Genomic DNA, 24,298 nt, shown 5'->3' on the forward strand with positions numbered 1-24,298 from the left:
GTAGGGTCAGGGGACCAGCCCTTGCACAGAAATAATAGGAACTGGGGTATGACCTCCGTGCGTAACCGGAGCCAACAGCGTTATTCACGTTCAGGCAGGGGCCAGAAGGATGGTGTCTGCGATATCAGGACAGGCAGTGCCTATCTGGGGCTGGCGGCTTTGGCCGGGCTTGTCGGTGGCGGTATTGCTGTCATGGCCCGTGTGGGCCAGCTGCCCGCCATGCCGGGTCTTGCGCGTCTGACGCAGGTACATTCCATTCTTATGCTGCTGTATCTGGTCGTGCCTGCCCTTGTGGGTGGGTTTGGCACGCTATGGCTGCCCAGAGCGTTGGGGCGTGCGCGTATTCTTGCCTCTGGCCTTAACACCACCGGGTTGTGGCTGACGGTTGCGGGGGCGTGTGGCACCCTGTTGGCCGCAGGGCACGATACAGGCCTGCGCTGCGCCACGCTGCTGTGGTGTGCCGGAACGCTGCTGACCAGCATGGCTTTGCTGGCGACCGTGTTTGATAGCCGGGCAGACAGCCTGCAACGTCAGCCGTTTTCTCCCTTTGTGTGGGGGCAGACACTCGCTGCGTCTTCTCTATTGCTGATGGTGCCGGTGTTTGCCGCCCATATCGTGCGTGGATGGGGGCAGGCCAGCTTGTCTGTGTCCTCCGCAGTCGCAGGCTTTGCCGCCCCGGTCAGCCTTGTGGTGTTGCTGGTGGGTTTTGGCCTGGTGTTTGACATGACAGCGCGTGTCGGCCGCTCTGCTATCCGGCCTGTTGTCGCTGTCATGGCGATCACGGCAGCCACGGGCGTTGTGGCGTGGGTCAAGGCATCGCTGCTGCCTGCGGATATGGCCGGTCAGGCCTTGCAGATTGGCGGGGCGTTGGTGGGGCTGTATTCACTCTCTGCCATTGCCATGGCGGTCGCGTGGGTTGCAGCGACATGGAAAGCCAGCATTACCCTGCGCACGCCGCTGCTGTGGGGTATGGGGTTTGTTGGCGTGGTTGCCGCAGGCTGGGGCGCACAGTTCCTGCTTGGTGCAGGGCTGCACTCTGCCCTCCAGCTTGGGGCACTGTATGCCATCTGTGGTGGCTTTTACCTCTGGCGTGGTGAGGAATGTGGTTTTTGGTATCCACAGCGCCTGGCGCGGCTGCATTTCTTTCTGACACTGGCTGCAACTCTTCTGGTCTTTGTGCCGGGGCAGCAGGTTTCTGGCGCTGCGTTGTTTGGGCTTGCGGCTCTGTGCTTTGTCGTGGCAGCGGTATCCAGCTTCCGTAAGCAGGCTCCGGCTTCCGTATCCACAGTCCTGCAGCCTGCCCCTGTGCGGCTTGGTCAGTCACGGAGAGGTTTTTTCTGATGCGCCCAACAGTCACCGCGACAGAAACAGTCCGTCGTCCGCGTTACGAGACCGGGCAGGTTGGCACTCTGGCGCGTGACTGGCTGGCTTTGCTCAAGCCCCGCGTTATTTCGCTGGTTGTGTTTACCGGTGCTGCGGGCATGATGATGGCCCCGGTCAGGATTGACCCCTTTACGGCGCTGGTCAGCATCTTTTGCATCTGTCTGGCATCCGGCGCGGCTGGGGCCATCAATATGTGGTATGACCGGGATATCGATGCGGTCATGCAGCGGACCATAACCCGCCCTGTGCCCGCCGGACGTATTCCTGAAGGGGAAGCTCTGGCGTACGGTGTCGGGCTGTCCTGCCTGTCTGTCTGCCTCATGTGGATGGCAACAAACACCTTGGCTGCGGCCATACTGGCGTTTTCCATCTTCTTCTATTCCGTCATCTACACCATGTGGCTTAAGCGTTCGACACCGCAGAACATCGTGATCGGTGGTGCTGCGGGGGCTTTCCCCCCCATGATTGGGTGGGCTGCGGCGACCGGTCATATGGCGGTTATGCCTGTTGTCATGTTCGGGATTGTTTTCTTCTGGACGCCGCCTCATTTCTGGTCTTTGGCGTTGTATGCCTGCAAGGACTACGGGCGGGCGGGTATTCCCATGCTGCCGGTGGTGCATGGTGCGCGGCATACCCGTTGGCAGATTTTTCTGTACACTATTGTCTTGCTGGCCATTTCGCTGGTGCCTTCGGTTATGCACCTGAGTGGGTGGTTTTATACCTGTGTTGCCCTGGCTCTCGGTCTTGGCTTTATCGGCTGTGCCATTCGTGTGTTGCTGGAGCCTCAGGACAAGGATGGTGTCAGCCTGAAGGGGGATAAGGCTGCACGCGTGTCTTTCCGTTTCTCACTGGCGTATCTGTTCTTTTTGTTCTGCGGTTTGCTGGGCGATCATTTCCTGCGGCTGTGGGGGTTCTGAGCTATGACTGATCAGGTTGTTTCATCCATTCCAGAGTTTCTGGAACGTCGTAAGCGCCAGACCCAGCGTGTGCGGGCCATGGTTCTATTCATGACTATTCTGGCGCTGATGATGTTTGGTCTGGCTTTGGTGCAGGGTTAGGTTTGAGGAGCTGAGTGCATTAAAAAGGCCGCTGCATTGTACAATGCAGCGGCCTTTTTTGTAGGCATGGAGGTAATACCTGCCCCTTGGGTAAGGGGCAGGTGAGGGCTTTAGCGTGCCTGCTGGATGGCAGATAGCAGCCAGCGCCCCCCGCGTGAGGGCCGGACAAAGGTCCAGACCTCGGTAATAACAACCGGCTGGGTGGAACTGCCGTCAATAACCTGCCCCATGGCGTTGGTTGTCAGGTCAATCAGGCTGTAACGCATGGCGACAGAGGCATAGTCCATACCATTTTCAGACCAGGATTCGGCCAGATCGCCTTGCAGGAACTGCACGTTGGAAACAACATTGCGTGCCCCCTGGCTAGCCAGCGTGGACAACTGCTCGTTGAAATACGAGACCATTTCCGGCGTCGCCATCTGCTGCATGGCCGGAATGTTCTGCTGGTTCCAGGCGTTCTGGATATCCAGCAGGGTCTGCTGGAAAGCCTGATAGTCAGTGGCTGTAATCTGTGGAACTCGAGCACCCGGCTGCCCAGCGCCGGCACCAGGCACAGGGCCAGCCCCGGCAGGATTAAAGGCTCTGACTGTGCTGCCGCCATTATTACCCGAGGTAAAGCGCCGCACCAGCCACATGACAATCATCACGACCAGGCCAACCTGGATGAGCAGCCCAATGAAGCTGAATAGCCCGCTGACACCACCCATAATGCCATGGCCGCTCAGCAGGCCAAAAAGCCCGGCGCCCAGAAAGCCCCCGGCAAACCCGGTCAGGAAGGGGTGGCGGTTCTGATAGGGCATACGCCCGCCCATGGGTGCCATGGCCTGTGGGCCAGCCCCGTAACGGGGTGCGGCAGTCTGTGGGGTAATGGAGCGCTCCATGGGCGCAGTGGCGTAGGGGGATGTCCGGGTTGGGGCAGGCGCGCTCCATGTCCGGCTGCCACGGCTGCCCATGGACCCACCCTGTCCGGGCCGGGCATCGGCATGGGTGGCCAGCGGTCCTATGGCAAGGCTTGCTCCGAGCAGAATACTGAGAGCGGACGAAAGATAACGCGTTTTCACAGCTTTATAGGTCTCCGGCTATGCGTCAGGCCCCGGCGGTGCTCAGGGTCTCAATCCGTAATGTGGGGGCATCGGTGCCAAAACGGAAGGCCAGATCGTTCGCCAGCGTCATGGATGCAAAAATATCAAGCAGATTACCGGCAAGGGTGAACTCGGCCACAGGCTCGGCAATCTGACCATTCCGGATCATGAAGCCGGAAGCCCCACGGCTGTAATCCCCTGTCAGGCCGTTGATCGCGCTTCCCATCATTTCTGTGATGTAAAGCCCTTCGGTAATGTCCGCCATCAGCTCTGTGGGGGACAGGGTGCCGGGCTCAAAAAACAGGTTGGTGGCAGACGGGCCGGGTGGGCCAGAGGTGCCACGGGCGGCGCGGGCGTTGCTTTCCAGCCCAAGCTGGCGGGCGCTGCGGCTGTCCAGTATCCATGTGGTCAGCACGCCATCCTGCACCAGGTGTAGGGGCTGGACCTGCAGGGCCTCGCCATCAAACGGGCGGGATCTCAGGCCACGGATGCGACCGGGGTCGTCCGTAATCTGCACACCTTTCGCAAACAAGCTCTGGCCCATTTTATCCTTGAGGAAGGATGTCCCCCGGGCAATGGCAGACCCGTTGATCGCCCCGATGAAGTGGCCCAGAAAGCTGGACGCCACACGTGGGTGAAACACAACAGGGTAACGGCCCGTGCGCGGGCGCGCGGGGTTAAAGCGGGCAACGGCCTGCTGACCGGCGTTGAGGCCCAGTGTTGCGGCATCGGTCAGGTCTTCCAGCCAGACAGTGCCGTGGTGGTCATAATCCCGCTGCATGCCTTCTCCCTCTCCTGCGAGAACGCAGACGGAGTTGGAGTGGCGTGTGCGGCTGTAGCCCCCGGCAAATCCGGCGGATGTAGCCAGGGCAACCTGTGTCCGCCCCCAGGAGGCACTGCTGCCTGCGCTGTTGGTCACACCCGGCACGGCCAGTGCAGCGTCTTCACCAATACGGGCGCGGTCCAGCAGGCTGGCGGTCGAGGGTTCCGTGGGGTCTTCCAACCCCAGGGTGTTTGTATCGTGCGCGCCTGTCATGGCCTGCGGGGCCAGCCCGGCGTATCTGTCGTCGGGCAGGACGCGGGCCATGGCCATGGCCTGCTCTGCCAGTTGGGCAAAGCGGCTTGGGTCGATGGTCGTGGTGGAAACGGTGGCATTTTTACCACCGATAAAGACCCTGAGGCCCAGATCCGTCGTCTCGGAGCGTTCAAGCTCCTCTGTGACACCGTTGCGTACACCCGCCCCCACGGCAGTGCTGGACACAAACAGGGCATCTGCCGCGTCTGCGCCTGCCTGCCGGGCATGGCGGATCAGGTCGGAAAGAAGGTCCAGGGTCTGTGCCGTCATGCTGCCAGTGTCTCCGCAATGTTCTGGAGTGAGGGTATCCGGCCAATCGGCCCCAGCGCGGCCAGCGTGGGCGTGCCTGAAAAGACCTGTGCCGCAACGCGCCTGATGTCGTCTGGTGTGACGGCTTCGATCCGGCGGACGGTTTCTTCGGTGGGGATAATCCGCCCGAAAATCTGCAACTGGCGGGCAATCTGCTCACACCGGCTGCCCGTGCTTTCAAGCGACATAAGGAGCGAGGACTTCAACTGTGCTCTGGCCCGCACCAGTTCGTCCTGGGTGATGTTCACCTGCACCTTTTGCAGCTCTTCAAGCGTGACGGGGATCAGTTCCGCACATTCCTTCTCGCCTGTGCCTGCGTAAATGCCAAACACCCCCCCATCCATGAAGGGCACGTTGAAGGAATAAACGGAATAGACCAGACCGCGTTTTTCCCGGATTTCCTGGAACAGGCGGGACGACATGCCCCCACCCAGCAGAGTGGATAGCAGCAGCGTGGCATAATAGTCGCTGTTGCCATAACCCGCAGCGGGGAAGCCCAGCACAACATGGGCTTGGTCCAGTTCCTTGACCTGACGGAACTCACCACCGCCATAACGGGCGGGGTCCATGGTGGGGCGGGGGGCGTTTTTGAGGTCAGCAAAGTGGCGGTTGACCAGGTCTACGACCGCGTCATGCTCCAGATTGCCAGCGGCTGCGACAATCATGTTGTCGGGCGTGTAATGCGTGGCCATGTAGCGCATGAGGGTCTCACGGCTCATGTCCCGGATCAGGCCTTCCGTGCCAAGGGTCGGGCGGCCCATGGGCTGGTGGGGAAAGGCCGTTTCCTGAAAATGGTCGAAAACAATATCGTCAGGCGTGTCGTTTGCCTGTCCGATTTCTTGCAAGATAACCCCACGCTCGCGCTCAAGCTCAGCCGGGTCAAAGGCGGAGTGGGTCAGGATATCGCCGATAATGTCGATCCCCAGGCCCAGGTTTTCCTTGAGCAGCTTGACATAGAAAACAGTCTGTTCCCGCGCGGTATAGGCATTGATATGCCCACCCACGTTCTCGATTTCCTCGGCAATGCGCAGGGCGGAGCGGCTGCTGGTGCCCTTGAAGGCCATATGTTCAAGAAAATGGGAAACACCGTTTTCTTCCGCCGTTTCATTGCGGGTGCCAGCGGCAACATAGGCACCGAAGGAAACGGTTTCCATGCGTTCCATGCGTTCCGTTACAACGGTCAGGCCGGAAGGCAGGCGGGTCAGCTTGATGGGATCTGTCATTCTCATCCTGAAAAAGGAAAGGCTGCCGGGCAGGCAGCCTGATAGGGAAAAAACGGTGTGTCAGACTGCGTTGCAGCTTGCCACGGCGGTTCGTACAGCAGTTTTTATGGCGTCTTCGGTCGCGGGGACGCTCTGGTAGCGTTCGCGCCGTTCAAACAGGTCGGCCATGTGGGGGGGCAGGGCAGGGTGGATCCCTGTTGCGGCCACCATGGCATCGGGGAATTTGGCCGGGTGGGCTGTGGCTTCCGCCACCATGGGGGTGCCGGGCTGGCGGAAACGGCGGCCAGCGGCGATGCCAATGGCGCTGTGCGGGTCGGCCAGATAGCCCGACTTCTGGTGCAGTGCGCGGATCTCGGCTTCTGTCTGGCTGTCGTCCAGAGCTAGGCCAGAGAACAGGGCCGTGGCGTTTTCCCAGCTTTCGCGCGGTACGTCCATGTGCCCGGTGCTGCGGAACCCGGCCATAATGCTGGCACAGGCTGCGGCGTCGCGGCCCAGCAGTTCAAACAGCAGGCGCTCGAAGTTGGAAGAGACCTGAATATCCATGGACGGAGACAGGCTGGGTGTCACGCCACGGATGGTCATGTCATTGGCGGTGAGGAAGCGTGTCAGAATATCGTTACGGTTGGAGCCCACGCACAGGTGGCGGATGGGTAGGCCCATGCGGCGTGCGCCCCATGCAGCCAGAATGTTGCCGAAGTTCCCTGTGGGCACGGCAAAGGAGACTTCCTGCTCTGGTGCGCCAAAGGCCAGCGCGGCGTGCACGTAATAGGGAATCTGTGCAGCAATACGTGCCCAGTTGATGGAATTGACCGCCGAAAGACGCATTTCCCGACGGAAGGACAGGTCGGCGAATAGGGTTTTGACCAGATCCTGGCAGTCGTCAAACGTGCCTTCAACCGCAAGGTTGGTTACGTTGGGTTCCAGCACGGTTGTCATCTGACGGCGCTGTACTTCGGAGGTGCGGCCCTTGGGGTGCAGGATAACAACGGAAAGGCGCTTGCGGCCCCGGCAGGCTTCGATCGCGGCGGAGCCGGTGTCGCCCGATGTCGCGCCAACAATGGTGACGTGTTCGTCACGCTGGGTCAGCACATGCTCAAACAACTGGCCCAGCACCTGCATGGCCATGTCTTTGAACGCCAGCGTGGGGCCGTGGAACAGTTCCTGTACAAACAGCCCGTCTTCCACCTGTGTCACGGGGACAATGGCGGGGTGGCTGAAGCCGGAATAGGCTTTTTTGCACAGGTCGTGCAGTGTTTCAAAGTCGATATCCGGCGCGGTAAAGGGGGCCATCACACGGGCTGCCAGTTCCGGATAGGGCAGGCCACGCAGGGCGCGCCAGTCGGACTGTGAAAATTCCGGCCACGTCTGGGGCAGATAAAGACCGCCGTCCTCGGCCAGTCCGGTCAGCAGCACATCGGAGAAGGATAGGGCGGGGGCTTTCCCGCGGGTGGAAATATAGCGCATAGGGGTAGTATATCCTCAATGGCGTGTGCCGCGAAGGGTCTTGTCGATAAAGCCGGGCGTATTCAGCGCGGCGGTGGTGTGGTCGGCAGGGTCAGCCTGTAAAGCGTGACAGGCCATGCCGGGGGCGTGCCAGGTGGCGCAAACGCCGGGCTGTGGTCAAGCTCGGACGCCGCAACATACAGGTGGCCGTGGCCATCCAGCCCTGGTGTTGTGGGCCATTTCAGGCGTGGGTCGGTTATCAGCCTGCGGGGGATACGCCCGGTGGTGTAGCTGAGAATGCTGCCAGTGGTGACATCGGCCCAGTAGAGGGTGCCATCATTATCAATGGTCATGCCGCCCAGGGTTGGGGTTTTGAACCATTGGGTCACGCTTTCTTCAAAGGCCGCAGGGGTCACATCGGGGTCAAAGAAGATCGCAGTGGCAATGCGCGACAGATAGCCCGAGGGTGGCTGCACAACAATCCATGTGCCATCAGGGCTGACGGCGATCATGCTGGCGTCCATCGCAACGGGGTGGCCTGCTGCGTCGCGCAATATCCCTGCGGGGGTTTCAATCTGGCGGGTGGCGACCAGTGCGGGGTGGTGGTCTAGAAAGCGGCGGCTGGTACCGCTGGGCAGGTCGATGACAAGAATGGCCCCAACGCCAGAATCCGCCACATAGGCCGTGTTGTCATGGACAGCCACACCCGACAGCACGCTGCCCGGTTTAAGGGCAGTGGCATCAATAGCCACGGTGCGGCGTACGGTATTGGTGGTGGGGTCTATTTCTAGCAGCTTGGGCGCGGCTTGGGGTGCGGCATCGCGCTTGGGGACGCCATTGTCCAGCACCCAGATCATGCCGTTGGCGGCTCGGATAAGGCCCGCGACATTGATCAGGCGGGTCGCGGCAGCCCCTTCGGGCGCATTCCATGGCTCATCCGGCCAGGGAGATTGCCTGCCGTCTTCTGCGCGGGCCACAAGCTGGGGGCCGGTATTGCCCAGCCAGCGTGGGGTTTCCAGCAGCATGCGGCCATCGGGCAGGGGTAGCACGGCATCCCAGCGCTGGGTGTCTGATGTCATGACAGGGGCCAGCGCCTGTGGTCCCAACTCGGGTTGTTTGGGCATGTGCAGCGCCCAGGCGGTAGCAGGGCACAGGTCAAGCAACGCCAGCAGCAGGCCGGAGGTCGCGGCCATGCGGGTAAGGGAAGGGCGGCGGAAAAAAGCAGTCATGCATCCGGTCCATGATGTAACGGGCATAGGCGGTGGGGCCGCGCATTCTGCCTGCCAGCATGCAATGCCGCAAACGTCAGGCTGACAGGGCGGATGCGCGCTGGCGGGGGCTTGTTATGGCTGGCCCGCCCTGCGTGTTTTTTCAGGCGTCGGCCGCGCCGACAACATAACGCTGGTGGATATGGGCCAGGTAGGCGCTGGCGTCCAGTGGTGTGCCGGTTGCATCCTGCACAATCTGGCGCATGGAGGCACTGCGCGCCCGGCCATGCACATTGGTCCGTAACCAGGACAGCAGGGGCGCAAAATCCCCGCGCGCAATGGCGGGCGTAATGCCAGGTACCTGTGTGCAGGCCGCGACGCGGAATTGTGCCGCAGCCATGGCCCCCAGCGCGTAGCAGGGGAAATAGCCAAACAGCCCCTCCGGCCAGTGAATATCCTGCATGCAACCGCGTCTGTCGTCAGGCACACGCAGGCCCAGAAGGCTATGAATGCCGTCGTTGAAGGCTGATGGCAGGTCAGCGATGCTCAGGTCTCCGGCGATCAGGGCTTTTTCAAGCTCGTAGCGCACCAGAATATGGGCGGGGTAGGTTACCTCATCCGCATCAACACGGATAAAGCCGGGTTCAACATGGATAAGCTGGCGGTGCAGGGCTGCGCCATCCCACCCCGGTGTGCCCTCGGTAATGCCAAAGGCCGCCTGCACGTGCGGCGCCAGCCAGTCGGCAAAAGCGCGGGAGCGGCAGAACTGCATTTCCATCAGCAGGGACTGGCTTTCATGCAGGGTCATGCCCCCAGCCTGCCCGACGGGCTGGGACAGCCATGCCTTGGGCAGGCCCATGTCATACAGGGCATGGCCGGTTTCATGCAGCACGCCCATCATGGCGGGGATAAAGTCGTTCTCGTCATACCGGGTGGTCAGGCGGACATCCTGCGTTGCACCACCGCAGAAGGGGTGGGTGCTGACATCCAGCCTGCCGCGTGTCATGTCAAAGCCCAACTGGCGCATAAGCTGGCGGCCAAGCACCTCCTGCCGGGCAACAGGGAATGGCCCATGCGGGGGGGTAATGGCGGGCAGGCTGGCTTGGCGCTCCAGCACGGTGCCAATCAGGTTGGGCAGGTCTGCGCGCAGCGTTGCAAAAACGGGGTCAATATCCGTCTGGCGTGTGCCGGGGTCAAAGGAGTCCAGCAGGGCGTCATAGGGGCTCAGGCCCAACACCTCGCCCATGGCCACGGCGGCTTCACGCGTCAGGCGTAGCACGTCTTCCAGGGCAGGGCGCAGGCTTGCAAAGTCGCTCGTGTCGCGCGCGGTGCGCCATATCATTTCGCAGCGGGCCGTGGCTTGGGCGCGGGCCTCGACCAGATCGGTCGGCAGGGCTGTGGCCCGTGTGTGCTGGCGGCGCATTTCGGCCAGGTTGGCACTTTGCCACGGGTCTGCCGGGGCTGTGGCCTCCGCCAGCAAGTCGGCCATGTGGGGGGCGGTCAGCATGTCGTGCCGCATGCCTTCGAGCATGGCCAGATTTTCACCGCGTCGTTCTGCGGCTCCCGGTGGCATCATGACTTCCTTGTCCCAACTCAGGATGCCCAGAGCATCATCGAGCGAGGCAAGGCGGGCGAAGTGGCGTTCGAGCGAAAGATAGGCTTTGGTCATGTCTGGCAGAGTACAACATTCGGGCTGGGAACGGAATGTGGCCGTGGCCATGCAGAGGGCAGAAAATCATGTCGCACGACAGGTCCGCAGTGGCAGGGGCGCAACCGGGCCGCGTGGCGGAAACGGCACTGGAGCATCTGGCGCGAGGGGATGCCCAGACAGCATGGGCGATGTTGCAGCAGCACCTACGGAACACTCCGGAAGATGCGGAGGCCCTGCATGCCATGGCGTGTGTCGCGCGGGCAGGAGGGCAGGCCGCCGCCGCCATTGCGCTGGCAGGGCGGGCCATTGCGCTTGAGGCGGAACCGCACTTTCATATCACCTTGGGGCTGGCGTTGCAGGAAGCCGGGCAGCACGAGGCCGCACGGGCTGCCTTGCAGGTGGCAGTGCTGGCCACACCGCAGGACCCGCGTGCGCAGGACGGGTTGGCTGTGGCACTGGAGTCGCTTGGGCGTATTGCAGAGGCAGAGCAGGCCTTGCGGGCAGCCCTGACGCTGCGCCCGCTGGAGGTGGAAAGGCATCTGGCGCTGGCGGCTTTTCTGTCCCGACATGGTCGGGTGGCGGAGGGGCTGGAGTATTCAACCCGCGCCCTGCGGCTGGACCCCGCTCATGTCGCAGGCAGCAACCTGCATGGCATGCTGCTGGAGCGGTGTGGCCGTATGCCGGAAGCCGAGCCCAATTTTCGCACAGTTGCGGCGGCTTTGCCCAAAGATGCCGCAGCTCTGGCTAACCATGGCGCATCCCTGTTTGCCACCCGCGACTATGAGGCCGCACAGGATGTGCTGGCCGAATCCCTGCGCATTGCTGATGGCAGCCCGGAAACCCATGCCACCATGGGGCTGGTCTTGATGGCGCAGGGGGCTCTGGATAAGGCGGAACATGCCTTGGCAACAGCCTGCCGCCTGCGTGCTGATGATGCGCGATTGATGCTCAACCATGCCGGTGTTCTGGCCGATCTGGGGCAGAGAGCGCAGGCTCGGGCCCTGCTGTTACGGGCTGAGAGTGTGGCCACCAATCCTCTCGACCGGGCTCGTGCCCGTATGAACCGGGGTGTGCTGGCGTTGGCGGAAGGGGATTTTGCGCAGGGCTGGCCGTTGTTTGAGGCACGGCAGGCCCTTCTGCCTCTCCCGCCCGCTCTTGCCGGATTGGCGCAATGGGATGGTGCCGTTCGGTCGGACCCGGTCTTGCTGTATGCGGAGCAGGGACTGGGCGATACGCTCCATTTTTTACGCTACGTCGGGCAGGTGGCGCAGCGGGCACCTGTTCTGCTGCTTGTGCAGCCTGCGTTGCAGGGGCTGGTGCAGTGCATGGTGCCATCATGGGCAGGGCGGGTGCGGGTGTTGGAGGACGTCATGCCGCACTGGCCTGCGGGGTGTGTCCGGTGCTCGCTGTTGAGTCTGCCATTGTTGTTGGGTGTCTCGCGGCCATCTGTGTGGGGTGTGCCTGCTCTGCGGTCACCTCAAGGTCAGGGGCATGCAGGTTTCAGGCTGGGTCTGTGTTGGTCAGGGCATGCGGGCTACCAGTTTGACAGGCGGCGTTCACTCAACCCGGCTTTGCTGGCTCCGTTGGCTGGGATGGCGGGTATGAACGTGCAGGCCTTGCAGCCAGTGGGAGAGGAACTGCCCTTTGCCTGCACACCACTAGTGGCAGGGGATGTGCTGGCGACAGCCCGGCTTATTGCCGGGCTGGATATGGTTGTTACGGTTGATACCATGGTGGCGCACCTGTCCGGGCTTATCGGGGTGCCAACCGTGCTGCTGGACCGCTTTGGCGGGGACTGGCGGTGGGCGAAAGGTTCGGTCTTCCTGCGGCCAGATGATGGGGGTATTGCCAGCCAGTGGTACCCTGCGGTGAGGATTATCCGCCAGACCACATTCGGGGTGGGGGACGCCCCCTGGCAGCTGCCTGTGGCACAGGTGCAACTGCATGTGCGTGATGCAATCCTTAAAAATGGTAAAGGCGGTTGCCGCGTGTAACAGGCGCTTTATGATGCGGGAATGACACGTCTTTCGCCCGCAGGGGCTACCCCGGCCATGGCGCAGTGGTTCGCGCTCAAGGCAGAAAACCCCGAAGCCCTGCTGTTTTTCCGCATGGGTGATTTTTACGAGCTTTTTTTTGATGACGCAGTTGCCGCTGCGGCAGCGCTGGATATTGCGCTGACGGCCCGCGGCACGCATGCGGGTGACCCCATTGCCATGTGTGGTGTCCCTGTGGGGGCAGCGTCGGCCTATCTGGCTCGATTGATTCGCCGTGGCTTCCGGGTTGCCGTGGCTGAACAGACAGAAACGCCAACCCGTGGCCGCCCGGCCAGCAAAGGGCCGTTGGCCCGAGCCGTTGTCCGGCTGGTCACACCGGGAACCCTGACAGAAGATGAACTGCTGGAACCCGGACGCTCCAACCTGCTGCTGGCCTTGGTGGCCGAGCCTCCGGCACGGGGCAAGGCAGGCAAGGGCGTGGCAGATGCGTGGTGTGGCGCTGCCTGGATCGACGTTTCAACCGGCCTGTTTGAAACCGCAAGGTTGAAGCAGGGCGGGTTGTCGGCCCTGCTGGGCCGTCTGGACCCGGCGGAAATTCTGGCGGCGGAAGGGCTGGTGCCTGCGGACTATGACAGCCGCCGTGCGCCCGCCATGGCCCCGGTTGCGGCGGATACGGCCCGGCAGAGGCTGGCTGGTGCTTTCAGCGTCGCCAGTATCGACGCTTTTGGCACGTTCTCGGACGAGGAATGCTGTGCCGCCACGCTGGCGGTGGATTATGTGCGGCGTACACAGGCAGGTAAGCTGCCCCGTCTGGCCCACCCTGTTGCCCAGACGGAAACAGGTATTATGGGCATGGACCCCGCAACACGGAGCAGCCTTGATATCCTGCGTGCGCGTGATGGTGGGACAGAACATACCTTGCTGGCGGCTATCAGCCGCACGGTCAGTGCCGCAGGGGGGCGTCTGCTGGCCGAATGGCTTGCTGCCCCGCTCACCCATGCAGAGAGCATTGCAAGGCGGCAGGACGCCTGGTGCTGGCTGAAGGACGAACCCTCAGCCCGCGACACGCTGCGTGAAGCCCTGAAGAAAGCCCCCGACATTGCCCGCGCCCTTGGGCGGCTGTCTGTCGGGCGGGGGCAGCCGCGAGACCTTGCTGCTATTCGTGAGGGTCTGAATGCCGCACGGGCGGCAGGTGTGGCGCTGGCGGGCGGACGGGCACCGCTGGCTCCGGCCTTGCAGGACGCTACAGCCCGCCTTGGTGGGGCGGAGCCTCTGCGGCAGATCCTCTCTACAGCTCTGGCGCAGGATATGCCCGCCCGGCTGGAAGATGGCGGAGTTATTGCCGCGGGTTATGATGCGGAATTGGATGAACACCGCAGCCTGCGTGATGACTCGCGGCGGTTGATTGCGGCTTTGCAGGCCCAGTATGTCACGCAGTACGGGGTCAATACCCTCAAGATCAAACACCATGCCCAGCTTGGTTATGTCATGGAGGTGCCCTCGGCCGCCGGAGCGCGGCTGAAGGAGTGTCCGGAACTGGTCCTGCGGCAGGGCACGGCCAGCATGGCCCGTTTTGCGACGGAAGAACTGGCCAGTCTGGACGCCCGCATTACCGAGGCAGCGGATAAGGCCGCCCAGCGTGAGAAAATTCTCTTCGCGCAGCTTGTCAGCACCGTGCTGGCCGAGGCGGATCTGCCCCCTATCGCACAGGCTCTGGCAGCGCTGGATGTTTTCCAGTCCTGTGCTGTGCTGGCCGGTGGGGGCACATGGTGCCGCCCACATGTAACGGATGATGCTGCTTTTTGCCTGCAAGGGTGCCGCCATCCGGTAGTGGAGGCCGCCTTGCCTCCGGGGGCGCGGTTTACACCCAACGGGTGCAGCCTTGCCCCGGACCACCGCGTCATGCTGCTGACGGGGCCGAACATGGCAGGCAAATCCACCTTCCTGCGGCAGACGGCTCTTGCAGTCATTCTGGCACAGGCGGGCCTGCCCGTTGCGGCCGAGCAGGTGCAGATCGGGGTGGTGGACCAGCTTTTTTCACGGGTTGGCGCATCGGACGATCTGGCCCGTGGGCGCTCCACCTTTATGGTGGAAATGACCGAAACGGCCGCCATTCTCAATCAGGCCGGGCCACGCTCCCTTGTGGTGGTGGATGAAATAGGCCGGGGCACCGCAACGCTGGACGGGCTGGCCATTGCCTGGGCCGTGCTGGAAGGCCTGCACTCCACCGTGCGCTGCCGCTCCATCTTTGCCACGCATTTTCATGAACTGGCGCGGCTGGTGGATACGCTGCCCCGCCTGTGCCTGCATACCATGGCGGTCAGGGAGTGGCGTGGACAGATCGTGTTCCTGCACGAGGTGCTGGCAGGCACCGCCAAAAAAAGCTGGGGTGTGCATGTTGCACGGCTTGCCGGGGTGCCCGAACCGGTGGTGGAGCGGGCAGGGCGGCTCCTGCGGGAGCTGGAACGTGCTGAAAATGCAATACCCGAACCACTTCCGTTGTTTGCACCGCAGAAGACATTATCCCCGCCGGTGGAAAATACGTTAAAGAATCGTCTGATGGATATTGATCCCGATACGCTGACACCCCGTGCCGCGCTGGATGTGTTGTATGACCTCCGTAAGGAAGCCATGCAGACCCCCGCCGCCGAGCAGCCCGCCATATCCTGACCGCCCCGCCCTTACAGGAGCCGAATCCGAATCCCTATGGCCACTTCCTCCGTACAGGCTGCCCCCGGGCAGCAGCCCGACATGACCGTTCTGGCAACGCTGACGCCCGAAGCCCTTGCCGCGTGCCTGACGCGCGAGCTGCGTGATGCGACACAGGAGGATGCGGCCATACCGGAGCGGGATGCCGCCGTGGCCATTTTTCGGCGGTATCTGGGGCGCTATCAGGCCGATGTTCGCAACCGCTTTGAGCGGTATGAACTCAAGGGGGCGGCCGCAGCCAAGCAGATCGGCACGTTTACCGATGTGCTGTTGCGCGGGATTGTGGACCTGGCGGCCAGAGCTAACCCAGGTGCCAGCCCCCGCATGCCGGGGGAACTGACAGGCTTTGCCGTAGCAGCAACTGGGGGCTATGGGCGCGGGCTTCTGGCTCCGTTTAGCGATATCGACCTGCTGTTCCTTGTGGCGGATGACAGTATTGGGCAGTCCCACGCGCTGGTGGAATACGTGCTGTATTTCCTGTGGGATCTTGGTCTTAAGGTCGGCCATGCCACACGTACCATTGGCGAATGTATTGCCGAGGCCAACAAGGACACCACAGTGCGTACCGCCCTGCTGGATGCCCGCCTGTTGGCCGGTGACACAGCACTATTTGCCACCTTCGAGGCCCGCTACATCGTGTCCTGCGTGGAAGCCGGGGCCATTACCTTTATCCACGACAAGCGGCGCGAAAGGCTGGAGCGCCACCGCCGCTTTGGGGACAGCCCCTATCTGGTGGAACCCAACCTCAAGGAAGGGCGGGGCGGTCTGCGGGACCTGCAAACGCTGTACTGGATGTGCCGCAACACCTTCGGCACCCGCCATGTCCGCGACCTGCTGGCCCCCGAGTTCATATGGATGGGCCTGCTGACCGAGCAGGAGGCCGCCCGCGCCCGCCGCTCATGGGACTTCCTGTGGACCGTGCGGCTGCACCTGCATTATGTCGCCGGCCGGGCGGAGGAACGCCTGACCTTTGACATGCAGCCCGTCATTGGTGCGCGCATGGGGTATACCCGCCACGGGCGGCAGAATGGGGTGGAGCGCTTTATGCGCCACTACTTCCTGACTGCGCGTGAGGTCATGCGCCTGACCCATGTGCTGGAGCCCGCTGTGCTGCGGCAGGCACAGGGGCCGGTTGCTAACGCTGCCAAACCTGATGATGCCATGCGGGAAGCAGGCTTTACCCTGCTGGATGGGCAGATCCTGCCAGATAGAGGGGTCTCCTTCGAGCAGGAACCCATCAAGATGATGCAGATTCTGGACTGGGCGCGTCTGCGCCGTCGGTCGCTGCATCCCTTGGCGCGGCACCAGTTGATCCGCTGGGAACGCAAGGCCACCACCTTGCGGGATGACCCCGAAGCCGCCCGGATTTTCCTCGACCTGCTGTGCGGGGAACTGCCGGAAGAAGAACGCCCACGCCGTCGCCTGCTGTCATCCGCCGCAGCGGCAGCACCCAACCCTGCTGAATCCGGTGCCCCGGCTTACTCAGCCGCCTATGGCAGCCACCCGCCGTCTGGTCATGCCTACTGGCTGCATATCCTGAATGAAACCGGCATATTCGGGCGCCTTATGCCCGACTGGGCACGTATTGTCGGGCAGATGCAGTTTGACACCTACCACGTGTTTACGGTCGATGAGCATACGATCGAGGCTGTGCGTATTCTCGACGAAGTCGTGGCCGGGCGCATGGCAGACGAAATCCCCATTGCTTACGAACTGATCAAGGGGCTGCATTCCCGCCGGTCGCTGTATATGGCGGTGCTGCTGCACGATGTCGCCAAGGGGCGGGGTGGGGACCATTCTGAAATCGGGGCCGAAATTGCCGCCGAACTGTGCCCACGTCTGGGCATGACGGGGGAGGAGACGGAAACAGTCTCCTGGCTTGTCCTGCATCATCTCTTGCTCAGCCACACAGCTTTCCAGCGTGATATAGACGACCCCAAGACCATTCTGGATGTGGCGGATATTGTGCAGTCGCCAGAACGTCTGCGCCTGCTGCTGCTATTGACGATCGTTGATATGCGGGCTGTCAGTGCCCGTGTGTGGAATGCCTGGAAGGCCACGCTCCTGCGCGAGCTGTATGTGCGCGTGGCCGAGGTACTGGCGGGGGGGCTGTCCACCACTGAGCGTGACGTGCGCGTGCGCCACGCCAAGGATGTGACTGCGGGTATCCTGACCGAGGAAGGTGTTTCCAGAACGGATATCGAGCGTTTTCTGGGGCTTGGCTACCCCGGTTACTGGCTGTCCTTTGATTACGAAACCCATAGGCGGCACGCTCGCCTGATCCGCGAGACCGATGCGCGGGATGCGCCTTTGACGGTTGACGTGCTGCCGCTGCCCGCCCGTGGCGTGACGGAAGTGACGGTCTATACCGTGGACGTGCCGGGCCTGTTTTCCAAAATCGCGGGGGCGCTGGCGCTGGCTGGGGCATCCATTGTGGATGCGCGTATCCACACCATGACCCACGGCATGGCGCTGGATACCTTCTGGATTCAGGATACGGCCGGGCAGGCGTATGAGGAGGCGCACCGTCTGGCCCGTCTGTCAGCCCTGATCGAGCAGGGGCTGAGCGGGCATGTTGATATCCGCACCGAAATAGCACGGGCGGGCTTTGGCCACATGCCGCTGCGTATGCGCGCCATCCATGTGCCGCCGCGTGTGGTGGTGGATAATGCTGTATCCAACACCTACACGGTCATAGAAATCAACGGCCGCGACAGACCCGGCCTGCTGTATGATGTGACGGAAGCCATGAGCCGGGAAAACCTCCAGATCGCCTCGGCCCACATCACTACCTATGGTGTACGGGCGGTGGACGTTTTTTACGTCAAGGATCTGTTTGGTCTCAAAATTACCGACAAGAAGCGGCTGGAAGAAATCCGTGAAAGACTGCTGGCAGGGCTGAAGGAAGCCGAGGCCGAAGCCAGCGCCCAGGCCGAAACGCGCTATTCGGCCTGAGGCAGTACGGGGTGTGCCACTTAACCAGCGGCACCGTAGCCGGGGCTGAGGGGGGATAGCCCCTTGTCCAGCCCGGAACGCAGGGCCGCCCCGACCGGGCTTGTCGGGTCAATCAGCCCTTGGCGCAGGAACAGGTCGATCAGAACCAGGGCGACATTGAACTTGAAGTCGTCCGTGTCCCGCACAATGCGGAAGGCTTCTTCCAGCGGCATGAGCGTGAAGGATTCCACCTCACCATCGGCGGCAGAGGGTTCAAAGCTTTCGGGCAGGTAGAGGTCGTAGCAATAGAGCACGTCCCGCCGCAGCCCCTCAGGACGGTTGAGCGCGTAGAGGATACGCCCTGTCTGGGTGGCCTGTGCGGCCAGAGCGGCTGGTATGCTCGCTTCCTCCGCCGCTTCCTTCAGCAGTGCCTCCTGTGGGGAATGTCCGGCAGGCACGCCCCCGGCCACCAGATGGTCCAGCTTGGACGGGTCCAGCCGCTTGTTGGCGGCGCGGCGGCCTGTCCACAGGTGCAGGCCATCTGCACGGCGGACCAGCCCGTTCATATGCACCCCAACGGCCACTAGCCCGAACAGCGGTAACGCCCCCCGGTCAATACGACCCACCACTGGCCCACCCAGATCGGGCACGACATCAAACAACTCGTGGTGAGATTTGTAGAACCCTTCCTGCGTCAGAACCTCTCCCAATTGCTCCAACTGGGCAGGGACGGGAAGGTCAAAGCCGGTTGCGGGGGTGCCTAGCCCTTCCTGTTCCAGCCGAGCGAACAGCTCGGGGGTAACCCACCCGGCGGGCTGGCCTGCAAGCGAGAACGAAGCGCGCTCACCCGGCAGGGTGGCTGTGTTGCAGTGCTGGAGGTGGCGCAGAAAGGAGCTGGTGTCGGATGGCATGAAAGATCCTGTTATCCTGTGCCACAAAGGCCGGGGTGCCCGTTATCGGGTGTGGTGGGGGCTGTGGCAAGGTTTGTGGGGCTTGCAAAAATTGCTCGGCATGTCACATCCAAAGCATGTCTCCCCGTCGCGCGGTGTCCGGGCCGCTTAAGAAACCCGTTTCCGTTACCTTTGTCCGCCTGCTGCCCTATCTGTGGCCGGAGGGAAACCACGCCCTGCGCTGGCGGGTGGTGCTGGTGCTGCTTGTCATGGCGGCGGGGGAGGTCGCAACCCTTGCCGTGCCGCTGGTATACAGCCGGGTGGTGGACGGGTTTGTCCACCCGGCGAGCCTTGCCATGGCTCCGGCCCTGCTGATTTTAGGCTACGGGCTGGTGCGGCTTATAGCTGCGGTGCTGACCAACCTGCGCGACGCGCTGTTTGCCCCTGTGCGCTTTCGGGTGGCGCGGCAGGCGGCGTATCGCAGTTTCCAGCACATGCATGCACTGTCGCTGCGCTTCCACCTCGACAGGCGCACAGGGGGTGTGACCCGCGCTATCGAGCGTGGCACGGAAGCGGTGGAAACACTGCTGCGTATGCTCATGTCCATTTCTCCCACCATCTTGCAGGCCGTGCTGGTGATTGTGGTCATCTGGCGCTTTTTCGACTGGCGCTACGTGGCGCTGATGGTGCTGATGGTGCTGGCCTATATTCTGTTCACGGTGCGCTTTACCACATGGCGGCTGGGGGTGCGCCGCCGCATGAACGACACCAGTAGTGAGGCAACAGGCAAGGCACTGGACAGCCTACTGAACTACGAGACCGTCAAATACTTCGGTAATGAGGAGCACGAGGCCAAGCGCTATGACAGCGCCCAGGCCCGGTACGAGCAGGCTGCGTTGACAACGCAGTATTCCCTCGGGCTGCTCAACTTCGGGCAGGCGGCCATTATTGCGGTCTCACTTGCGGCGATCATGCTGCTGGGGGGGCGGGATGTGGAGGTCGGGCGCATAACGGTGGGTGAGTTTGTCATGCTCAACACCTACCTGTTGCAGCTTTACGGGCCGCTGAACTTTCTGGGATCTGTCTATTCCGGCATCCGCACGGCTCTGGTTGATCTGGAGCACATGCTCGGGCTGGTTGATGAGCCTGTGGAGGTGTCCGACACAGCCGAGCCGGTGGCTTTGACCACACGCCTGTCTGCCTCACACCCCGCGCGGGTGGAGTTCCGCAATGTCGGATTCGGCTACAGGCCGGACAGGCAGATCCTGCATGACGTCAGTTTTGTTGTGGAGCCGGGGCACAAGACCGCCATCGTGGGCAGCACCGGGGCGGGTAAATCCACCATCAGCCGGTTGCTGTTCCGCTTTTACGACGTTACCTCCGGCGCGGTGCTGCTGGATGGGCATGACATCCGTGACTGCCGTCAGGCTGACCTGAGAGCAGCCATAGGCGTTGTCCCGCAGGATACGGTGCTGTTCAACGACACCATTGGCTACAACATCGCCTATGGCCGTATGGACGCCACGCCAGAGGACGTGGAGCAGGCAGCACGGCTGGCCCAGATCCACGACTTCATTACGTCCCTGCCGGAAGGCTACGACACCCAGGTGGGTGAACGTGGGCTGAAACTGTCGGGGGGCGAGAAGCAGCGCGTGGCCATTGCCCGCACGATTTTGAAAGACCCACGGGTTCTTGTGCTTGACGAGGCCACCAGCGCGTTGGACACACATACCGAAAAGGAAATTCAGACGGCGCTGAAAGCTGTTTCGGCCCGGCGGACGACCCTCGTGATCGCGCATCGGCTTTCCACCATTGTGGATGCGGATGATATTCTGGTCATGAAGCAAGGCCGTGTGGCCGAGCGTGGCACCCATGCCGACCTGCTGGCCCTGGGTGGGCAGTACGCCGCCATGTGGGCCGCGCAGGCCAGTGACGAGGGCGCCTGAAAGCCCAAACCCCACGCCCCCAGGCTGGGGCAGAGAAGGAGAGAGACAATGGCCCATACAGAAGGGCAGGATAGCGGCCCAGCCCCCCAGCAGCCTGAAGTGCCCGAGGACCTGGCCCGTTGCGCCATGGTGGTCGAACACGCCATCGAACACCTGCATAACGAGAAGTTCCCCGACCTTGCCATAGCCTCCGCCCTGTTGGGTGGGTCGCTGGGTGTGCTGGCCCGTAGCATGGACCCGCAGACAATCCTGCGTATTCTCGACTCTGCGGCAAACAGCGTGCGTATGGGCGATGTCCATGCCTCCGTAACCGCAGCAGAGAACGCCCAGAGCGAGAAAGACTGAGCGTAACCCTTGACTGTAGGCGATGGCTCAGTCATAAGCCGCGCCAAACCCGAGTGTGGTCGCGGGACGTCAGTCTCGGCCCTCTGTTCCTTTTTTCATCAAGACAAGGATGAGACAATGTCCCGTCGTTGCCAGATCACCGGCAAGGGCGTGCTGACCGGAAATAACGTCAGCCATGCCAATAACAAATCCCGCCGTCGTTTCCTGCCCAACCTGCAGGAAGCTTCGCTGGTTTCCGAAATCCTCGGCTTTGCCGTGCGTATGCGCGTCAGCGCTCGTGGTCTGCGTACCATCGAGCACAATGGCGGGCTTGATGCCTTCCTGCTGAGCACACCCAACCGCAAGCTTCCCACCGAAGCCCAGGTGGTCAAGCGCCGCGTTCAGCGCGCCCAGGCCAAAAAGCAGGAAGCCGCAGCCGCCTGAGCCATTGCTGCCCAGTAAGGTTGCGCCGGGCTCCGCCAGTATGGCAACAGGGCCCGGCCTGTCTGGTTTTGGGTGCTTGGCAGTGTGCCAGCATCTTCGTCTATCGGCCGGTGTCCGCCGCCGGGTTGTCTGAGGCTTAGGCCACAGGTGACGCAACGGTGTTCCGAGGCCGCAGGCGCGAAGGGTTTTCCGTTCGCGCCTGACCTGTTTTCTGGAGGTTTTCGTGTCCGCCCAGTCTGATCTCTCCAAAATCCGTAATATTGGTATTACCGCGCATATTGACGCCGGTAAGACGACCACGACCGAGCGTATTCTGTATTACACCGGCGTGTCCCACAAAATTGGTGAAGTGCACGAAGGCAACACCACCACAGACTACATGGCCCAGGAACGTGAGCGTGGTATTACCATCACCTCCGCCGCCGTGACCTGTGACTGGAAAGATCACCGGATCAACATCATCGACACCCCCGGACACATTGACTTCAACATCGAAGTCAACCGTTCGCTGCGCGTGCTCGATGGCGCCGTGTTCATCATCGAAGGTGTGGCGGGCGTGCAGCCCCAGTCCGAAACCAACTGGCGTCTGGCTGACCGGTACAATGTGCCGCGCATCATCTTCATCAACAAGCTGGACCGTACAGGGGCGGACTTCTACCGCGCATTCGACACCCTGAAGGAAAAGCTCGACATCATTGCCATTCCGCTGCAGCTTCCCATCGGTGCGGAAGATCAGTTCCTTGGCGTTGTCGATCTGGTGGAAATGAAAGCCATCGTCTGGGAAGGCGGTGAACTGGGCGCGAAGTTCCACGACGAAGAAATTCCTGCCGACCTGAAGGAAAAGGCCGCTGAAGCGCGCCAGAACCTGCTGGACACGGCCCTGGCAGTTGATGAAGCCGCTATGGAAGAATACTTCGAAAACGGCGACGTCTCTGTTGAGACCCTCAAGCGCTGCATCAAGAAGGGCGCCATCAGCGGTGAATTCCGCCCCGTCCTGTGCGGCACGGCGTTCAAGAACAAGGGCGTGCAGCCGCTGCTCGATGGCATCATCGACTACCTGCCGGCTCCTAACGACGTTGAAGGCATCCGTTGCGCTCCGCCCGAAGGTGAAGACGCGGACGAAAACAACCAGCCGATCCTGCCGGTTGACCCGGACGGCAAGTTTGCTGGTCTGGCGTTCAAGATCATCAACGACAAATACGGCACGCTGACCTTTGTGCGCGTCTATCGCGGCGTTCTGAAGACGGGTGACACCGTCCTCAACACCACGAAGGGCCATAAGGAACGTATCGGCCGTATCTACCAGATGCATGCCGACAAGCGTGAAGAACTGACGGAAGTGCATGCGGGTGATATCGCTGCTTTCGTGGGGCTGAAAGACACCCAGACGGGTGACACGCTGTCCGACAGTTCCGATCCGGTTGTGCTGGAACGTATGTCCTTCCCGGTTCCGGTTATCGACATCTCCGTCGAGCCGAAGACCAAGGACGCAGTCGAGAAGATGACACTGGCCCTGCAGAAGCTGGCCGGTGAAGATCCCTCCCTGCAGCTCAAGACCGACCAGGAAACCGGCCAGACCATTCTGTCGGGCATGGGCGAACTGCACCTTGACATCATCATCGACCGTCTGCGTCGTGAATATGGTGTTGAGGCCAATGTGGGCGCACCGCAGGTGGCTTACCGCGAAACCATTTCGCAGCCGCATACGGAAACCTATACCCACAAGAAGCAGTCTGGTGGTTCGGGCCAGTTCGCTGAAGTGAAGATCAAGTTCGAGCCGGTTGAGCGGAACGACGGTATCCTCTTCGAAAACCAGGTTGTTGGTGGCACTGTGCCGCGCGAATACATCCCGGCTGTCGAAAAAGGTATCCGCGTTCAGTCCTCCACGGGCGTTCTGGCTGGCTTCCCGACAGTGGACTTCAAGTTCACGCTGCTTGACGGTAAGTACCATGACGTTGACTCGTCCGCTCTGGCGTTCGAAATCGCGGCAAAGGCCTGCTTCCGTGAAGGCATGAAGAAAGCCTCTCCGATCATCCTCGAACCGATCATGGACGTGGAAATCACCACGCCGAACGATCACGTGGGTGACGTGGTGGGTGACCTCAACCGTCGTCGTGGGATGATCCAGAGCCAGGAAACATCCGGTTCCACCGTGATGGTCCGCGCCTTTGTGCCGCTGAAGGAAATGTTCGGCTACATTTCTCACCTGCGGTCCATGACCAAGGGTCGTGCATCCTTCACGATGCAGTTCCACCACTACGACCCCGTGCCGCGCAACGTTGCGGAAGAAATCATGGCGCAGTCGCGCTGATTGCTTTCAAAACAGTTCGGCTGATATCAGGGCTGCTCCCGCAAGGGAGCAGCCTTTTTATTTGGGGGTAAGGCCAGCATTGTGGGGGGTGCCAGGTAGTGAGGGCAGGTTCTGCCATGCCGCCGTGAGGTTGGGCATACGGCTCCCTTGGCACACGGAACAGGGTGCTATGCGTCTGTTGGTATTTTAGAAAAAGGGAGCAGGAGGGTGCCCATTGCTTCTGGCGCGCCTCTTGGAATGGGCAGGCTTTCAGCCTTTCTGACACTCATTTTGGAAGCAGGGGCAGCAGGAGGAAGAGCCGGTCGGTTCGATCC

17 protein-coding genes are annotated in these 24,298 nt (G+C 61.9%); 10 read left to right on the top strand and 7 right to left on the bottom strand.

Going from position 1 to position 24,298, the window contains the following annotated elements:
* The first annotated feature begins 48 nt into the window (after positions 1 to 48).
* From FLP30_RS10190 to FLP30_RS14115, 3 genes are read left to right on the top strand one after another with little or no spacing between them, the layout of a single operon-like run.
* Complete coding sequence (locus FLP30_RS10190; RefSeq protein ID WP_149279728.1) at positions 49 to 1,341, top strand: cbb3-type cytochrome c oxidase subunit I; 1,293 nt, start codon at positions 49 to 51, stop codon at positions 1,339 to 1,341.
* Positions 1,341 to 2,300, top strand: coding sequence for a heme o synthase (locus tag FLP30_RS10195; RefSeq protein WP_149279729.1), 960 nt, complete (start codon positions 1,341 to 1,343; stop codon positions 2,298 to 2,300). Before FLP30_RS10190 ends, FLP30_RS10195 begins: the two co-directional genes overlap by 1 nt.
* A 3-nt stretch (positions 2,301 to 2,303) precedes the next feature.
* Positions 2,304 to 2,441 carry a hypothetical protein gene (locus FLP30_RS14115; protein ID WP_168200086.1) on the top strand — a complete coding sequence of 46 codons (138 nt, stop codon included), beginning with the start codon at positions 2,304 to 2,306 and terminating at the stop codon, positions 2,439 to 2,441.
* Positions 2,442 to 2,551: 110 nt separating this feature from the next.
* Here FLP30_RS14115 and FLP30_RS10200 read toward each other — a convergent pair whose 3' ends face one another.
* The 6 genes from FLP30_RS10200 to FLP30_RS10225 form a co-directional block, all read right to left on the bottom strand.
* On the bottom strand, positions 2,552 to 3,502 hold the full coding sequence (locus tag FLP30_RS10200) for a Tim44 domain-containing protein (RefSeq protein WP_149279730.1): 951 nt from the start codon (positions 3,500 to 3,502) through the stop codon (positions 2,552 to 2,554).
* Positions 3,503 to 3,527: 25 nt separating this feature from the next.
* Positions 3,528 to 4,868 (bottom strand): TldD/PmbA family protein, encoded by a 1,341-nt coding sequence (locus FLP30_RS10205; RefSeq protein ID WP_149279731.1) that lies wholly within the window; start codon positions 4,866 to 4,868, stop codon positions 3,528 to 3,530.
* Entirely contained in the window at positions 4,865 to 6,130 is a 1,266-nt protein-coding gene (locus FLP30_RS10210) for a M16 family metallopeptidase (protein ID WP_149279732.1), read from the bottom strand. The genes FLP30_RS10205 and FLP30_RS10210 overlap by 4 nt, the downstream gene beginning before the upstream one ends.
* A 60-nt stretch (positions 6,131 to 6,190) precedes the next feature.
* Positions 6,191 to 7,594 carry a threonine synthase gene (gene thrC, locus FLP30_RS10215; protein ID WP_149279733.1) on the bottom strand — a complete coding sequence of 468 codons (1,404 nt, stop codon included), beginning with the start codon at positions 7,592 to 7,594 and terminating at the stop codon, positions 6,191 to 6,193.
* Positions 7,595 to 7,656: 62 nt separating this feature from the next.
* Positions 7,657 to 8,802 carry an SMP-30/gluconolactonase/LRE family protein gene (locus tag FLP30_RS10220; protein WP_149279734.1) on the bottom strand — a complete coding sequence of 382 codons (1,146 nt, stop codon included), beginning with the start codon at positions 8,800 to 8,802 and terminating at the stop codon, positions 7,657 to 7,659.
* 142 nt (positions 8,803 to 8,944) lie between these two features.
* On the bottom strand, positions 8,945 to 10,450 hold the full coding sequence (locus FLP30_RS10225) for a carboxypeptidase M32 (RefSeq protein ID WP_149279735.1): 1,506 nt from the start codon (positions 10,448 to 10,450) through the stop codon (positions 8,945 to 8,947).
* A 68-nt stretch (positions 10,451 to 10,518) separates the two neighbouring features.
* Between FLP30_RS10225 and FLP30_RS10230 the strand changes: the two genes are divergently transcribed.
* From FLP30_RS10230 to FLP30_RS10240, 3 genes are read left to right on the top strand one after another with little or no spacing between them, the layout of a single operon-like run.
* Positions 10,519 to 12,426, top strand: coding sequence for a tetratricopeptide repeat protein (locus tag FLP30_RS10230; protein ID WP_149279736.1), 1,908 nt, complete (start codon positions 10,519 to 10,521; stop codon positions 12,424 to 12,426).
* Positions 12,427 to 12,447: 21 nt separating this feature from the next.
* Entirely contained in the window at positions 12,448 to 15,096 is a 2,649-nt protein-coding gene (gene mutS / locus FLP30_RS10235) for a DNA mismatch repair protein MutS (RefSeq protein ID WP_149279737.1), read from the top strand.
* Between the two features lie 36 nt (positions 15,097 to 15,132).
* Entirely contained in the window at positions 15,133 to 18,090 is a 2,958-nt protein-coding gene (locus FLP30_RS10240; protein WP_149279738.1) for a [protein-PII] uridylyltransferase, read from the top strand.
* Between the two features lie 20 nt (positions 18,091 to 18,110).
* Here the strand turns inward: FLP30_RS10240 and FLP30_RS10245 are convergent, their stop codons facing one another.
* Positions 18,111 to 18,980 carry an NUDIX hydrolase gene (locus FLP30_RS10245; RefSeq protein WP_149279739.1) on the bottom strand — a complete coding sequence of 290 codons (870 nt, stop codon included), beginning with the start codon at positions 18,978 to 18,980 and terminating at the stop codon, positions 18,111 to 18,113.
* A 179-nt stretch (positions 18,981 to 19,159) separates the two neighbouring features.
* Here FLP30_RS10245 and FLP30_RS10250 point away from each other — a divergent pair, with 179 nt between their 5' ends.
* From FLP30_RS10250 to fusA, 4 genes are all read left to right on the top strand, one after another.
* Positions 19,160 to 20,905, top strand: a complete 1,746-nt coding sequence (locus tag FLP30_RS10250) for an ABCB family ABC transporter ATP-binding protein/permease (protein WP_210419358.1) — start codon at positions 19,160 to 19,162, stop codon at positions 20,903 to 20,905.
* Between the two features lie 48 nt (positions 20,906 to 20,953).
* Positions 20,954 to 21,250, top strand: a complete 297-nt coding sequence (locus FLP30_RS10255) for a hypothetical protein (protein ID WP_149279741.1) — start codon at positions 20,954 to 20,956, stop codon at positions 21,248 to 21,250.
* Positions 21,251 to 21,367: 117 nt separating this feature from the next.
* Positions 21,368 to 21,673 (top strand): 50S ribosomal protein L28, encoded by a 306-nt coding sequence (gene rpmB, locus FLP30_RS10260; RefSeq protein WP_149279742.1) that lies wholly within the window; start codon positions 21,368 to 21,370, stop codon positions 21,671 to 21,673.
* 223 nt (positions 21,674 to 21,896) lie between these two features.
* Entirely contained in the window at positions 21,897 to 23,984 is a 2,088-nt protein-coding gene (gene fusA, locus FLP30_RS10270) for an elongation factor G (RefSeq protein WP_149279743.1), read from the top strand.
* Positions 23,985 to 24,298: the final 314 nt, after the last annotated feature.

Source organism: Acetobacter vaccinii (genome assembly GCF_008365315.1).
GTDB classification, from domain to species: Bacteria; Pseudomonadota; Alphaproteobacteria; order Acetobacterales; family Acetobacteraceae; genus Acetobacter; species Acetobacter vaccinii.